Origin of the sequence: Brevibacterium sp. FME37 (assembly GCF_014897485.1) — a bacterium.
Taxonomy (GTDB): Bacteria; Actinomycetota; Actinomycetes; order Actinomycetales; family Brevibacteriaceae; genus Brevibacterium.
The window spans coordinates 398,151-411,001 of the sequence record NZ_JABUYE010000002.1 but is presented as its reverse complement, the minus strand read 5'-3'; the positions used below and the strand labels follow the sequence as shown (position 1 = coordinate 411,001).

Annotated in this window: 13 protein-coding genes; 6 read left to right on the top strand and 7 right to left on the bottom strand. The window is 61.5% G+C overall.

Features of this window, described 5'->3' with window-relative positions; genetic code table 11:
- Positions 1 to 60 precede the first annotated feature (60 nt).
- The 5 genes from INT29_RS04030 to INT29_RS04010 form a co-directional block, all read right to left on the bottom strand.
- On the bottom strand, positions 61 to 1,122 hold the full coding sequence (locus INT29_RS04030) for a 2,3-butanediol dehydrogenase (protein ID WP_096158537.1): 1,062 nt from the start codon (positions 1,120 to 1,122) through the stop codon (positions 61 to 63).
- Positions 1,123 to 1,671: 549 nt separating this feature from the next.
- A complete protein-coding gene (gene rraA, locus INT29_RS04025) occupies positions 1,672 to 2,139 on the bottom strand; it encodes a ribonuclease E activity regulator RraA (RefSeq protein ID WP_096158539.1) in 468 nt (155 codons plus the stop codon).
- 70 nt (positions 2,140 to 2,209) lie between these two features.
- Entirely contained in the window at positions 2,210 to 3,235 is a 1,026-nt protein-coding gene (locus INT29_RS04020) for a D-cysteine desulfhydrase (RefSeq protein ID WP_193070778.1), read from the bottom strand.
- A gap of 67 nt (positions 3,236 to 3,302) precedes the next feature.
- Positions 3,303 to 3,779 (bottom strand): hypothetical protein, encoded by a 477-nt coding sequence (locus INT29_RS04015; RefSeq protein ID WP_125178056.1) that lies wholly within the window; start codon positions 3,777 to 3,779, stop codon positions 3,303 to 3,305.
- Between the two features lie 257 nt (positions 3,780 to 4,036).
- Complete coding sequence (locus INT29_RS04010) at positions 4,037 to 5,383, bottom strand: dicarboxylate/amino acid:cation symporter (RefSeq protein ID WP_193070777.1); 1,347 nt, start codon at positions 5,381 to 5,383, stop codon at positions 4,037 to 4,039.
- A 253-nt stretch (positions 5,384 to 5,636) separates the two neighbouring features.
- Here INT29_RS04010 and thpD point away from each other — a divergent pair, with 253 nt between their 5' ends.
- Positions 5,637 to 6,545, top strand: coding sequence for an ectoine hydroxylase (gene thpD, locus INT29_RS04005; protein WP_035279480.1), 909 nt, complete (start codon positions 5,637 to 5,639; stop codon positions 6,543 to 6,545).
- A gap of 87 nt (positions 6,546 to 6,632) precedes the next feature.
- Here the strand turns inward: thpD and INT29_RS04000 are convergent, their stop codons facing one another.
- The gene (locus tag INT29_RS04000) at positions 6,633 to 6,881 is read right to left on the bottom strand and encodes a hypothetical protein (protein WP_009884778.1); all 249 of its coding nucleotides are present in this window, start codon (positions 6,879 to 6,881) and stop codon (positions 6,633 to 6,635) included.
- A gap of 216 nt (positions 6,882 to 7,097) precedes the next feature.
- Between INT29_RS04000 and INT29_RS03995 the strand changes: the two genes are divergently transcribed.
- The 3 genes from INT29_RS03995 (at position 7,098) to INT29_RS03985 (ending at position 8,904) form a co-directional block, all read left to right on the top strand.
- Positions 7,098 to 7,280, top strand: coding sequence for a hypothetical protein (locus INT29_RS03995; RefSeq protein WP_009884779.1), 183 nt, complete (start codon positions 7,098 to 7,100; stop codon positions 7,278 to 7,280).
- A gap of 561 nt (positions 7,281 to 7,841) precedes the next feature.
- Positions 7,842 to 8,345, top strand: coding sequence for a hypothetical protein (locus INT29_RS03990; protein WP_193070776.1), 504 nt, complete (start codon positions 7,842 to 7,844; stop codon positions 8,343 to 8,345).
- A 52-nt stretch (positions 8,346 to 8,397) separates the two neighbouring features.
- Positions 8,398 to 8,904, top strand: coding sequence for a DUF3237 domain-containing protein (locus tag INT29_RS03985; RefSeq protein ID WP_009884781.1), 507 nt, complete (start codon positions 8,398 to 8,400; stop codon positions 8,902 to 8,904).
- A 28-nt stretch (positions 8,905 to 8,932) separates the two neighbouring features.
- On the opposite strand, the gene INT29_RS03980 is transcribed toward INT29_RS03985, so the two are convergent.
- Positions 8,933 to 10,246 carry an MFS transporter gene (locus tag INT29_RS03980; RefSeq protein WP_226829743.1) on the bottom strand — a complete coding sequence of 438 codons (1,314 nt, stop codon included), beginning with the start codon at positions 10,244 to 10,246 and terminating at the stop codon, positions 8,933 to 8,935.
- Positions 10,247 to 10,515: 269 nt separating this feature from the next.
- Between INT29_RS03980 and INT29_RS03975 the strand changes: the two genes are divergently transcribed.
- Positions 10,516 to 11,367 (top strand): methylenetetrahydrofolate reductase, encoded by an 852-nt coding sequence (locus tag INT29_RS03975; protein WP_009884783.1) that lies wholly within the window; start codon positions 10,516 to 10,518, stop codon positions 11,365 to 11,367.
- Between the two features lie 80 nt (positions 11,368 to 11,447).
- Positions 11,448 to 12,851, top strand: coding sequence for a vanillate/3-O-methylgallate O-demethylase (ligM, locus tag INT29_RS03970; RefSeq protein ID WP_009884784.1), 1,404 nt, complete (start codon positions 11,448 to 11,450; stop codon positions 12,849 to 12,851).

Below are 12,851 nucleotides of genomic sequence, written 5' to 3'. Positions count from 1 at the left end.
GACGCTGCTTGGGCTCCACCTCAGTTGAGGTGAAGCCCAAGCAGTACATCGTTAGGCGGATCAGGCTCGCGGGTCGACGATGATCTTCACATGATGCTCATTATTGTTGATGAGTTCGTCGAAGCCTCCGGAGACCAGTTCATCAAGCCCGATGCGTTTGGTGATGAACGGAGCAAGGTCGATCTTTCCGCTGCGCACGAGTTCGATCGTGGACGGGTGGTCACCGGAGTAGCCGATAGTCCCTCTCAGATCGATCTCTTTGAGCACAAGCTTCGGCATATCGACTTCTGGCTTGTGGCCCCAGATGGAGACGTTGACGATCACCGCTCCCGGGCGAACTGCGTCGAGCAGCATGTCGAGGACGACTGGTACCGATGAACACTCGAAGCCGAGGTCTGCGCCTTGACCGTTTGTGCGTTCACGGACCTTCTCGGCTACGTCGCCTTCTCGTGGATCCAGGACTTCGTCGGCAACTCCGGTCGACAGCGCCATCTTCTTCCGCGCCTCGGAGAGCTCGGAGATGTAGACGGTGAGACCTTCCGCCTTGAGCACGGCAGCGGTGAGCAGTCCGATGGGGCCCGCTCCGCCGACGATGGCGACCTGACCAGGCTTCGCGCCGGATCGGACGACCGCATGGTGGGCCACGGAGAGCGGTTCGATGAGGGCAGCCTGATCGAGTGGGATGTCACCGATCGGATGGACCCACCGCCGCTGAACGACGATCTTTTCGGACAGACCACCGCCGCCACCACCGAGCCCGATGAAGTTCATGTCCTTCGACAGCTGATAGTCCTGCCCGATGCTCGTATCGACATCGTCGCCGATGATGAGGGGCTCGACGACGATATTCTGGCCCACTTCAAGATCAGTCACACCCTCGCCGAGGCTGGTGATCGTTCCTGAGAATTCGTGTCCCATGGTCACCGGTGCGGATTCGCCGGAGATCGGATGTGGGTGTCCTTCGGGCGGGACGAAGATCGGACCCTCGAGGAATTCGTGCAGGTCGGTTCCGCAGATTCCGCACCAGGCTACGTCAATTGCGACAGTTCCGGGCTTCAGCTCGGGCTCGGGAATGTCTTCGATGCGGATGTCATTGCGATCATGGAATCGTGCTGCCTTCATATGAGTCGGCCCTTTCGTCATTGAGAGCGAAGCCGGTCTGACCTACAGCAGAGATCATCGGTGACTTGCGAGGGCCGTGGCTCCTAGCCGAGACTCTACTTCGCGACATCCGAACTGTATTGCCGCCTTATCGTCTCGTGAGAATCTTTGCGCTCGGGCGGCAGTCGGAGTCTCTCCTGCCACCAGAACCGAACCGAGGGCACGTTCGGCAAGGCTCCACTGCGATGCACAAGTGGCCCTAGTAGCGCCGCTCATCGCTAACGACAGCTATGTCTGCGACCTCAGAGCGCAGCTGCTCAAGGAGCCGATCGCCTTCTTCCCAATAGTGCTGCTCGTTCTCAGCTGAGTCCCACTCGAAACTTGTACCGTGTGAATCCCTGAAGTGTGCGTTCCAGAACCTCATCAACTCCCTCAGCCCGGATGAAAGTCCATCGGACAGGTCGTAGTCACTGGGGTCCATTGCATATTGGTCGGTGCCGCTTTCCCATAGCGGATGCTTCCGCCCATGATCGGGAAAGTACCTGATCTCGCGCAGTTTCCTGCCCACCGCTACTTCTCCACCACTACACCATCGGGGTCGGCGAAGACCATGGCGCCGGGGCGAATCGTGGCGCCGCCGATCTCGAGGGTGACGTCGAGTTCTCCCTCGCCGGTTTTGGCACTCTTGCGCGGGTTGCTGGCCAGGGCCTTGATGCCCAAGCCCATGGACGACAGCGCCACTCGGTCGCGGACGGCTCCATTGATGACGACTCCGGCCCAACCGTTGCTCACAGCGAGCTCGGCGATCATGTCACCCATCAGGGCAGTGGCGATCGAGCCGCCGCCGTCGATGATGAGTACGGCACCATCGCTGGGCTGGGACAGCGTCGACTTCGCCAGTGCGTTGTCCTGGTAGCAGCGAACGGTTCGGGCCGGACCGGAGAATGAGTCCTTGGCGCCGAAGTCACCGAAGTTCAGGGCAATAGAATCCAGCTCTGGTCCGCGTTCGTCCCAGAGATCGGCGGTCGAGACTGTCATGGTGGTGTCCTCCAGGTAGGTGAGTCACGCAAGCGGATTGTTTGAGAAGACGTTCGTCGTTGGCTCCAGACTATGCGAATGCTCCGGCCCGAGCATAGAGTCCAGGCACTCCACCCGAATGGATGAAGACCACGTGATCGTCGGTCCCGAACCGTCCCTGCCGGACAAGGTCGATGAGACCTGCCGCGGCCTTCCCTGTGTAGACCGGGTCAAGGAGAATTCCCTCGGTCTGGGCAAAGAGCCGCACGGCTTCGACCATCTCTGGGGACGGCAGGGCGTACCCGGTACCGAAGTAGTCGCCGAGGCCGAGACTGCGTTCTCGGGGGACTGATGGAAGTTCAAGGAATGAGGCCACCTCGTCGACGAGGCCCACGATCTTCGGCTCCTGCTCCTCCTGCGAGCGGCTGACGTTGATGCCGACCACCGGAATCTGACTGCCGGCACTGTGCAGGCCGACGATGAGTCCGGCCTGCATCCCAGCAGACCCACTCGGGGTCACGATCGACGAAACGTCCAGGCCCACCTCGGCGAACTGGGTGAGCACCTCCTGCGCACAATCGACATAGCCCAGGGCACCGGTGACGTTCGAGCCACCGACTGGGATGACATACGGATTGCGCCCCTGAGCCTTGAGCTCGCCAGCCAACTCGTGGGCGCGAGCAATGAGGTCACTGCCGTTGGGATGGACTTCAACCGAGTCCGCGCCGAGGAGGTCGAAGAGCAGGAAATTGCCCGTGTGCTCCGGAGGATTCCCGCCAGCGTCTGCTGGGATCGGCGCACCATCGGAACCGAGGTCTTCTTCGAGGACCAGGTGGCACTCGAGCCCTTCACGCCTGGCGGCAGAGAGGGTGAGTCGACAGTGGTTGGACTGCACTCCGCCTGCGGTGACGAGGGTGTCGGCACCCTGGGCCAGGGCATCAGCGATGAGGAACTCGAGTTTGCGGGTCTTGTTCCCGCCTTGGGTCAGTCCCAGCTGGTCATCACGCTTGATCCAGATCTGCGGCCCGCCCAACTGCCTGCTCAGACGCTCGAGATGGTCAAGCGCGGTGGGTCCGTTGGTGTACCGGCGGCGGGGCAGTGTGTTGAGGTCAGCCATGGTTCCCGAGTCTACTTGCCACCGGCTCTCGGCAGGATCTTTGAGAGCCGGTCAGTGAGACGACAGCTCAGAGTGACGGGTGGGTGGCGTCTTTGAACTGGACATGGTGAACAGCCGGATGCAGGCCATGTGTGGCGCCCTCATTGTTGACGCTGAAGGTCAGCAATTCTTTGGTGACCTTGTTCTGGTAGACCACGGAGGATGATTCCCCGGCCCCGTCGGCGGCGATGCGATCCCACTGCGTCGCAAACACGTCACCATGCTCAGACAGTGCTTTGACCACGCCGGGCGTGGCATACTCGTTGACTTCCTCCTCGGAGCCGACACCCCACGCCTTCACAAGCGCATCCGCGTAGCCGGAGGCATTCGTCGGATGACCATCACTGTGCGCGCCGACGGCAACACTGACCTCAGAGCTCGACCCGGAATCTGCTGGGGAGTGCGTTGCAGCCAGCGCGGATGCGCCGGTCATCCCGACTCCGGCGATTCCGGCGAATCCTGCGATGGCCAATGCTGCTGCGTGTCTGCGAATGGTGGTGGTCATGGCGTCCTTGCCTCCTGCTGGTGGCTGACAGTGCTGGTGCCTGTCAGAGATAGTCATCGATCACGATGATTATCGTCATCTCAGGTGAGCGACGAACAACAGTCCCTGGGAAAACTCTCAGTGACTGTTGCAGTTCTGCGAACTTCACATTGCGATGAGATCGCAGCTTTGAGATATTCGCATGGATCCTTGTGGAAAAGATGATTTGGGAGTCCGACAAGGAGGCTTTCAAGGACGATGTCGAAATCGGATCGTGATCAAGATTTTTCGGTCGAAGCCACCTCGGCGGGCGAGACCTCCGATTCATCGGTCGTATCGTCATCGGATTTGTCCATCCAGTCCTTCCCGTCCAGGACGCGGGCAACCATCATGGAACTGGCCTGGTCGCCGACCGCGTTGACGGTGGTGGCCGGGGGATCGATGACGGTGCCGATGATCTGGATGATGGGCAGGGCTGCGGCGGGGAACCCGTAGAGGGTGATGATCATCAGCTCGCCGATGAACCCACCCGAGGGGATTCCGGCCATGACCATCCCGGCCAGCAGTGCTACGGCGATGCCGATGAGAATGTTGCCCGGGGTGAAGAAGTCACGCTGGAAGACGGCGAAGAGAAAAGCGATCTTGAGGATTGCGGACAGGCTCGAGCCCTCCATGTGGATCGTCGCCCCGATCGGAATGATCGTCTCCCGAATATCGCGGGGCACGCCGATGCGCTTTCCGGCTCGGAGATTGGCCGGGATTGCCGCCACCGAGGAGGACGTGCCCAAGGAGATAGCCGTCGGTTCTATGATGTTCGACCAGAACGCAGTGATCCCACGCCGGCCGCCGGCGAGGAAGGCGTAGAGCGTGAAGGCGACGGCGAAGTAGACGATGGCCACGGGGTAGTAGACGAGGAAGGCTCGGACGTAGTCGCCGACCAGCTGCGCCCCGAGCTCGCCGATCAGAGCTGCGAAGTAGGCGCCCAGGCCGATCGGGGCGTAGTACATGATGATCGAGGTGAATTTGAGGAACACCTCGGAGCCGGAGCGGAGGAACTGGGCGAAGGGTTTGCCGACTGCGCCGATCTTGGAGGTGGCGATGCCGACGATGACGGCGAAGACGATGAGGGCGAGCATGTGCTCGGCGGAGAGGATCTTCGAGAAGTCGTCAACGACGAAGGTCGACACAAGCTGATCACCGATCGACCCGACCTCTTCGACGTCCTCGGGTTGGGTCATCTCGACCTTGACGCCCTCGGTGGCTTTGGTGATCCACAGGGCCGCGATCATCACGATCGAGGCGATGATGCCGGTGATGGCGAAGATGCCGAGCATGCTGCCCAGGATCTTGCCCAGCCTGGTGGCTGAGGACATACCCGCCACCGCCGAGGAGATGGAGAAGAAGACCAGCGGCACGACGAGGGTGAACATCATGTTGATGAACAGTGTGCCGAAGGGTTTGATGACCGTGGCCTTTTCGCCGAAGATCAGTCCGATGATCGCACCGATGACGACGCCGGTGAGGATGAATAGCGGGAAGCGGTAGCTGGCCAGGATGCTGCGAAGTCTCGACGAGGATCTGGGCGAGGCGGGCGGCTGAAGCTCGGAGTCGGCGGGGGTCGACATCTGTCCTGCCTTTCAACACGAGGGACATGGGAAGTGCCACGACATGAGGGTGGCTACGCAGATCCTAGTCCGCCCGAGAACAGGAAGTGCGCTTGTCTCAGCGGCGGTTCGACCACCAGGACGGATGAGCCAGAACGGGGGTTTCACCGAATCGATCCCCCTGTTAGCGTGGCGGCACAAGCGGAATGCTTCTGTCGTTCCCGCAGATCCTGTCCCGGGGCGACGAGGCATTCGCACAATCCGAGGAAGGAGAATGATGACTGTAATCTCACCATCGACAACCAAGGATCTCTACCCCACTCGATCCGGCGAGAAAACCGAAATTCTCGACCGCAGGGGTCCGATCGCATTCGGTTCGGCCGAACAGGGCCCCCTCGACGCGGCGACGCTGCAGCATTACGACGACAAGGGGTATCTCACCATCGACGAGCTCATCACCCCGGATGAGCTCGAGACGTTCCGGGCCGAGCTGCACCGTTTGGCCAACGATCCGACGATCAAGGACGACGACGCGACCATTGTCGAGGCGAAGTCCAACGAGGTCAGGTCGATCTTCGACATCCACCGCAGCAACGAGATCTTCCGCAAGATCGCCAATGATCCGCGGGTCATCGCCCGCGCTGAACAGCTGTTGGGGTCCGAGGTCTATATCCACCAGAGCCGCATCAACTACAAGCCCGGTTTCGTCGGCAAGGAATTCTCCTGGCATTCAGACTTCGAAACCTGGCACGCCGAGGATGGTATGCCCGAGCCGCGTGCCGTGAGCCTGTCGTTGTCGCTGACCGACAATTACTCGTTCAACGGGCCGCTGATGATCATGCCCGGATCGCATCAGCGCTACATCAGCTGCGTCGGCGGCACACCGGAGGACAACTACAAGAAGTCGCTGGTGATGCAGGGTGCGGGCACCCCTGATCCGCAGACGCTGAGCGACTTCGCCGATGAGTACGGCATCGACGTCCTCGAAGGGCCCGCCGGCGGTGCGGTCATGTTCGACTCCAACTGCATGCACGCCTCGAACGGCAATGTCACACCGTATTCGCGGTCGAACATCTTCATCGTCTACAACTCGGTGGAGAACACGTGCGTCGAACCCTTCGCCGCACCGAAGCCGCGGCCCGAGTTCGCCGGCAGCACGGACTTCACTCCCGCCGGTTCCTGAGGTCCCTGGACCGCCTGATGGAGCAGGCATGCTCAGAAGCCCGGCACCTGGTCGTTCAGGTGCCGGGCTTCATCCTTGCGTGGCGGGTCAGCCGTCTGAGTCGGACTCGGGAGTCATCTTCGTTTCGTCGACCGCCTCGTGCGAGCCGTCCGGGTGACGATAGAGCGTCACACCTTCGTCCTCGGCAGCGGCCTGAGCATCCTCTTCGACATTGTCCTGGACGTATCCGGGAGTCGATCCGTACGAGACGTCGGGTCCGCTGGCCCTCGAGGCCGCCTCATCGAGTCTGCTGTTGATCTCATCGGCCTTCGTCTGCAGGTTCTGATCATCGTTCATGTCCCAACACCTCGCATTGCGCAGATCGTACTTGGTTCTCATGCTACTCCGGGAGGCTCCGGCTCAGTAGGGGACTGATGCTGTCGCCGTCGCTACCGGGCGATTGTGTCCGAAATGGTTGACGAAAATCACGCCGTTGCCGTATCGCTGGGGCGATTGAGCGCGCATGATGGTGATACCAGGTTCGAGCACTGATTTCCGAGGGGAGGTGCAGCCATGTCTGAGAATCACCAGCCAGAGAACGGGCAGGACGAGTCCTCAACCTCCCCCGCCGAGGCGACCGAAGGTTCCGCTGAAAGGTCAGAATCCGCGCAGAGCCGACACGATCACGACGACAAGATGGTCGACGAATGGGAAGACGAATCATTCCCCGCCAGTGACCCGCCAGGACACTACTGACCGGGTTCACACTTGAAATGACGAGCGCTGTCGCAGAGGATCGGAAGTTCGATCCTCTGCGACAGCGCGCCTTGTCATCTCCGGCGTTGACTGCCGAGGGCCGGCGGCAGCGAGACGCCGAGCTCGGGAGTCAGTCAACGGTGCCACGCCGTTCTTATGGCAGAATCGGCTCCGTAGACCATTACGCCCGCAGTGAAGCCGGTGACGAGCGACGAACACCTTCTGAAGAGGACAAATATGCAGACCTGTGACGTGGATTCGCCGAGGCCGTCTCTCTTGGGACAGCGGACTGTATCGAGAGCTGTCGGCGCTGGGATGTTCGCGCTGGTGATTGGACTTTCGGGCTGCTCAGGTTCCGAATCCGCCGTTGGTGGGTCATCTGGTGACAGCACTGAAGACAGCGCCCAGAGCAATTCCTCGGCGGCCGGGACAATGTCTCCGGACGACCAGATCGCATATGGATGCCAGTTGGCCGACAAGGTGAAGACCGACTTTCCAGACAGCCAGGCATGGACAGATTCTCCCCCAGAACTCGGCGAGGATCGGGTTCTTTCTGAGCTGATGTCCATTGGCAGTCTGTTCGGTGGGGCTGCACCGATGGGTGATCCCGTAGACCAAGAAGTGCAAGATCTGGGCCGTGAGCTCGTCGGTGCCGTGAATACGCTGCAGAGGGACCAATTCGGGCCCCTCGTTGATTCGACGATCTCTGTCTGCGGAGACTTTCTGTCGACGAGCTACGAAGGTCAGCCGTCTGCCGCGGACACCTCCGAAACGGGACAGACGGTCTACGGGTGCCGAATTGTCGAGCAGACGCTTGAACAGTATCCCGATGCGGCGGCGTGGGAGTCCGAGGAACCGAAGTTCGGCGACGACCCTGTGTGGAATGAGGTGGCGGCTGCAGGAGGCCTGTTCGGCAGTGGGGGAGGCGGTACGAGCGAACCGGTCGACGCTGAGCTGGAGAAGATTGGTTACGAGCTCATCAGTGACGGGGCGACGATGGACACCGACGGTCTCTCCACGTCGCTCGACCAGGCACGCGAAAGCTGTTCCAACTTCGACGCGTGACCGCTCGAGGTACGAATAGGGCCACCACCGGCGACTACGAGGAGAGACCTGGATGAATGCAGTGCCCGGGAAGCCGACCGGCACGCCCCCAAACGAAATCACGCCTCCGGAACTGGCGTACCTGGCGACCATCGACGTTGAAGTGGAGGCACCGATCATGATCGGCAATACGGTCGACGGGCTGCGCAAAATCGTCCCGATCCGCGGCGGCCGAGTCACCGGACCAGAACTCAACGGCACAGTCCTCGACGCCGGTGCCGACTTCCAGCAGTACCCGATCGACACCGTTGCCTACCTCGCGGCAGACTATGTGCTGAAAACCGATGACGGGCACCATGTTCTCGTGGAGAACCGTGCGCTGCGCACCGGCAGCACCAGCGACCTGAACAAACTGATGAACGGTGAACACGTCGATCCCGAGAGAATCTACTTTCGGTGCGTACCCCGCCTGAGTGCTGACCGGTCCGGTCCCTATGCCTGGATGAGCGAGGTCCTGTTCATTGGCTCCGGAGTTCGCAGCCCCAACGGTGTGAGGATCGATATCTCCCAGGTGCTGTAACGCTCAATCCTCCTCTGAGGTCCACACCTCACACCGCAGCGCCTTCCCGAATCTCCGGCTTCCGGTTCGCCTCGACGTCGACTCCGCGCATACCCAGCAGCACGACCGCCGCCAGGAGGAGGACAACACCGACGAAGACGTAGATCGCCTGCGGACTCCACCCACCGTCGAGCATCGCACCCGTGGCTGTCGGGGCGATGATCGCGCCGAAGCGACCGATGCCGATTCCCCAGCCCACGCCGGTCGAGCGCAGGGAAGACGAGTAGGACTGCGGAGTGAGGACGTAGAGGCCGGCGATGCAGCCGTTGCTGAACATTCCCACCAGCACACCGACGACGATGACCAGCACGATCCACTGCGCGGTGAAGATGAAGACGGCCATGAGGATCGCGGCCAGCACGGAGAAGCTCATCAGCACCGAGCGGGTTGACCAGCGTGAGGTGAACAGTCCGAAGGCCACGGATCCGATGGCTCCTCCCAAGGTCAGTCCGACGGTGACGATCATCGACAAGGTGTCGGTGAGCCCGGATTCGTTCATGAGGCGTGGGGTCCAGGAGTTGACGAAGTAGAAGCCGAACATGACGATGAAGAACGTTGCCCAGACGACGAAGGTGACACGGCGATTGCGACGGTTGAATAGTGCCAGTACACCGGAATCGTCCGCCTTGTTCTCCTGCTCCGCGGTCGTGGCATTCAGATCAACAGGCTCGGTGTGGCCCAGCCGGCGGGCGATCAGCGTCAGCTTCTTCACCGCGTTCTCCGGTCGCCGGTTGTAGAGATAGGACGGCGATCCGGGGACCAGCAAGAGGACGAGCACCAGAGACAGCGTGGCCAGGCATCCACCGAGGATGAAGACCGAACGCCATCCGGAGGTGGCGATGAGTGAGACCATCACCGATCCGCCGAGCGCCGCACCGATTCCGTAGCCGGCGGTGTAGATGCTGATGACCAGGCCACGACGCTTGCGTGAGGCGTATTCGGCGCAGATGACATTGGTGCCCACGAGGATGCCGCCGATGCCCAGGCCCGTGACGATGCGCCAGATGCCCAGTTCCGTCGCCGAGGTGGCGGTGGCGGAGAGGAAGAGACCGCAGATATTGACGATGAGAGCAATGATCGTCATGTTCCGTCGTCCGATCCGGTCGGCGACCGGTCCCAGGGTCAGGGCACCGATCGCCATCCCGAGCAGCGCGGCGCTCATCACGAGACCGAGAGCCGTTCCGGACAGGGAGAACTCCTCACTGACCTGGTTCGAGGTAAACGAGATGGCCAGGACGTCGTAACCGTCGAGGGCGTTGAGGAAGGTGCAGATGCCGACGATCAGCCACTGATAGGTCGACATTCGAGAGGTGTTGAGTCGTTCGCGCAGGTCCACCGCGTACTCCGATTCTGTGGTGAGATAAGCATCCGCATCGTTGCAAGATGCCTATGAAGATAGGTAAAACGTGATGATGGGCACATTATCAGCGCCGAGATGCTCGGGCAATGGTCGTCCGTGCCTCCGCGCCAGCGAGCGATGTCAATAATCAAGTTACCTATGGACATAGGTAAATGCCTATGCGTATAGTGATTTCACGAACCCACCGCAGTGTTCATGAAAGGAATCACCACGTGGAGGCATCGACCGCAACCAACGTCTTGGACGACTTCTCGCTGGAGATGACCGGCAAAGACGTCCCCGGCCTCCAGCAGGCCGCCCACGCGATTCCCCAGGGAACACGCGTCAACATCACGTTCCTCGGCAATGAGAACCTCGAGATGCGCCTCGAGGCGGCGAAGGAAGTGCTCGAACTCGGGTTCGTCCCCGTGCCCCACATCTCGGCTCGCAGACTGAAGTCTGAGACCGAGCTGCGCGAGTTCCTCGACGCTCTCCAGCAGGCCGGAGCCAGTGACCGTGTCTTCGTCGTCGGGGGAGACCCCGCGACCCCTGAAGGTCCCTACCCCGATTCGCTCTCGGTCATTCGCACAGGCATCCTGCAGGAATACGGTGTGGCCGAGGTGGGGATCGCCGGCTACCCCGAGGGCCATCCCGACATCAGCACCCAAACCCTGTGGGAGCACATGTCGGCCAAAAGCGCATCGCTGACGGAACAGGGGCTGGGCCAAGTCGTGCTCACCCAGTTCGCCTTCGACGCCGAGGCAGTCGTGGCGTGGGTCCACGAGGTGCGTGGCCACGGCGTCGAGGCCGACATCCGCATCGGCACGCCAGGGCCCGCAGGCATCAAGCGACTCCTGGGCTATGCTCGCCGCTTCGGAGTGGGCACCAGTGCGGGAATCGCGAAGAAGTACGGGTTCTCACTGACGAACCTCCTCGGCACAGCCGGACCGGACAGATTCCTCACCGATCTGTCCTCATATGAGTCCATCACCTCGGCGACATCAGGGGTGAAGACCCACTTCTACACCTTCGGCGGACTCGCGGCCACAGCCGAATGGGTCCAGGACTTCACCACACAGGCATAACAGCGATACCCGACGACCCAGCAAGTCGCCACTCCACAGCAGCACCCACACAGCGACAAGAACAGAGAGGTTCATCGACCATGACCGACAATCTCCAGCAGATCCTCGATTCGACCAATGCCGTCGACCACCTGCGCAATTCGCAGATCGGCTCCTACATCTACCCGGTCGTCCCCGCCGACTTCACCAACTGGATCAAGGAACAGAAGGCCTGGCGCGAAACTGCAGTCCTCTACGACCAGTCACACCACATGGACAACGTGTTCCTCAAGGGCTCCGATGCCATCAACCTGATCTCTGACACCGCGATCAACTCCGTGGCCAAGTTCGCCGTGAACAAGGCCAAACAGTACGTGCCCACCACCGAATCCGGCCACGTCATCGGCGACGGCATCCTCTTCCATGAGGCCGAGGACGAGTACGTGTACGTGGGGCGCTCGCCGGCATCGAACTGGCTGCTCTACCACGGTGAGACCGGCGGCTATGCGAACCTCGACATCGAGGTCGATCGCCGGTCCCCATCGCGGCCATACGGCCACGCCGTCAGCCGCCGCTACTACCGCTTCCAGATCCAGGGCCCCAATGCCTGGGCGATCATCGAGAAGCTCAATGGTGGCGAACTGGAGAAGCTGCGCTTCTTCAACATGTCGACCATGACCATCGCCGGCAAACAGGTCCGCACCCTGCGCCACGGCATGGCCGGTGCCCCCGGCCTCGAGATCTGGGGACCTTACCAGGACCATGATGAGATCAGGGATGCCATCGTCGAGGCGGGCGCCGAGTTCGGTCTCCTGCCCGTCGGTGCGCGAGCCTACCCATCGAACACCCTGGAGTCGGGTTGGATCCCCTCGCCGCTGCCGGCCATCTACTCCGGTGAGGCCGAGCGTGGATACCGCGAATGGCTCGGCGCTGACAGCTATGAAGCGACCGGCACACTGGCCGGGTCGTTCGTCTCCGACAACATCGAGGACTACTACCTGACCCCGTGGGAGCTCGGCTACGGGTCGTTCGTGAAGTTCGACCACGACTTCATCGGCCGCAGCGCGCTGGAGGCCATGGATCCGGCAGCGCAGCGCAAGAAGGTGACGCTGGCCTGGGACGCCGACGACTTGGGTGAAGTGTTGGCCTCCCCGCTCAACGTCGATGGACCGAATTACAAGTACTTCGATCTGCCCTTGGCCAACTACGGTTCGGCGAACTATGACTCGGTCATCGACGCCGATGGCAATGTCGTCGGGTTCTCGATGTTCACCGGCTATTCGGCCAATGAGCGCCGAGGTCTGTCCTTGGCCACGGTCAATCCCGACGTTCCCGAGGGTGCTGAGCTCAAGGTCGTCTGGGGCGAGCCCGACGGTGGTACCTCGAAGGCATCGGTCGAGCCCCATGAGCAGACCGAGGTCGGCGTCGTCGTCAGCCCCGTTCCGTATTCGACCGTTGCACGTCAGACCTACCGTGGCGGGTGGCGCACCGGCCAAGACGCCTGA

Bases quoted from the DNA above. Each gene is read 5' to 3' on its own strand.
- INT29_RS04030 (WP_096158537.1), bottom strand. From the start codon at position 1,122: ATGAAGGCAGCACGATTCCATGATCGCAATGACATCCGCATCGAAGAC.
- rraA (WP_096158539.1), bottom strand. From the start codon at position 2,139: ATGACAGTCTCGACCGCCGATCTCTGGGACGAACGCGGACCAGAGCTG.
- INT29_RS04020 (WP_193070778.1), bottom strand. From the start codon at position 3,235: ATGGCTGACCTCAACACACTGCCCCGCCGCCGGTACACCAACGGACCC.
- INT29_RS04015 (WP_125178056.1), bottom strand. From the start codon at position 3,779: ATGACCACCACCATTCGCAGACACGCAGCAGCATTGGCCATCGCAGGA.
- INT29_RS04010 (WP_193070777.1), bottom strand. From the start codon at position 5,383: ATGTCGACCCCCGCCGACTCCGAGCTTCAGCCGCCCGCCTCGCCCAGA.
- thpD (WP_035279480.1), top strand. From the start codon at position 5,637: ATGATGACTGTAATCTCACCATCGACAACCAAGGATCTCTACCCCACT.
- INT29_RS04000 (WP_009884778.1), bottom strand. From the start codon at position 6,881: ATGAACGATGATCAGAACCTGCAGACGAAGGCCGATGAGATCAACAGC.
- INT29_RS03995 (WP_009884779.1), top strand. From the start codon at position 7,098: ATGTCTGAGAATCACCAGCCAGAGAACGGGCAGGACGAGTCCTCAACC.
- INT29_RS03990 (WP_193070776.1), top strand. From the start codon at position 7,842: ATGTCCATTGGCAGTCTGTTCGGTGGGGCTGCACCGATGGGTGATCCC.
- INT29_RS03985 (WP_009884781.1), top strand. From the start codon at position 8,398: ATGAATGCAGTGCCCGGGAAGCCGACCGGCACGCCCCCAAACGAAATC.
- INT29_RS03980 (WP_226829743.1), bottom strand. From the start codon at position 10,246: ATGTCGACCTATCAGTGGCTGATCGTCGGCATCTGCACCTTCCTCAAC.
- ligM (WP_009884784.1), top strand. From the start codon at position 11,448: ATGACCGACAATCTCCAGCAGATCCTCGATTCGACCAATGCCGTCGAC.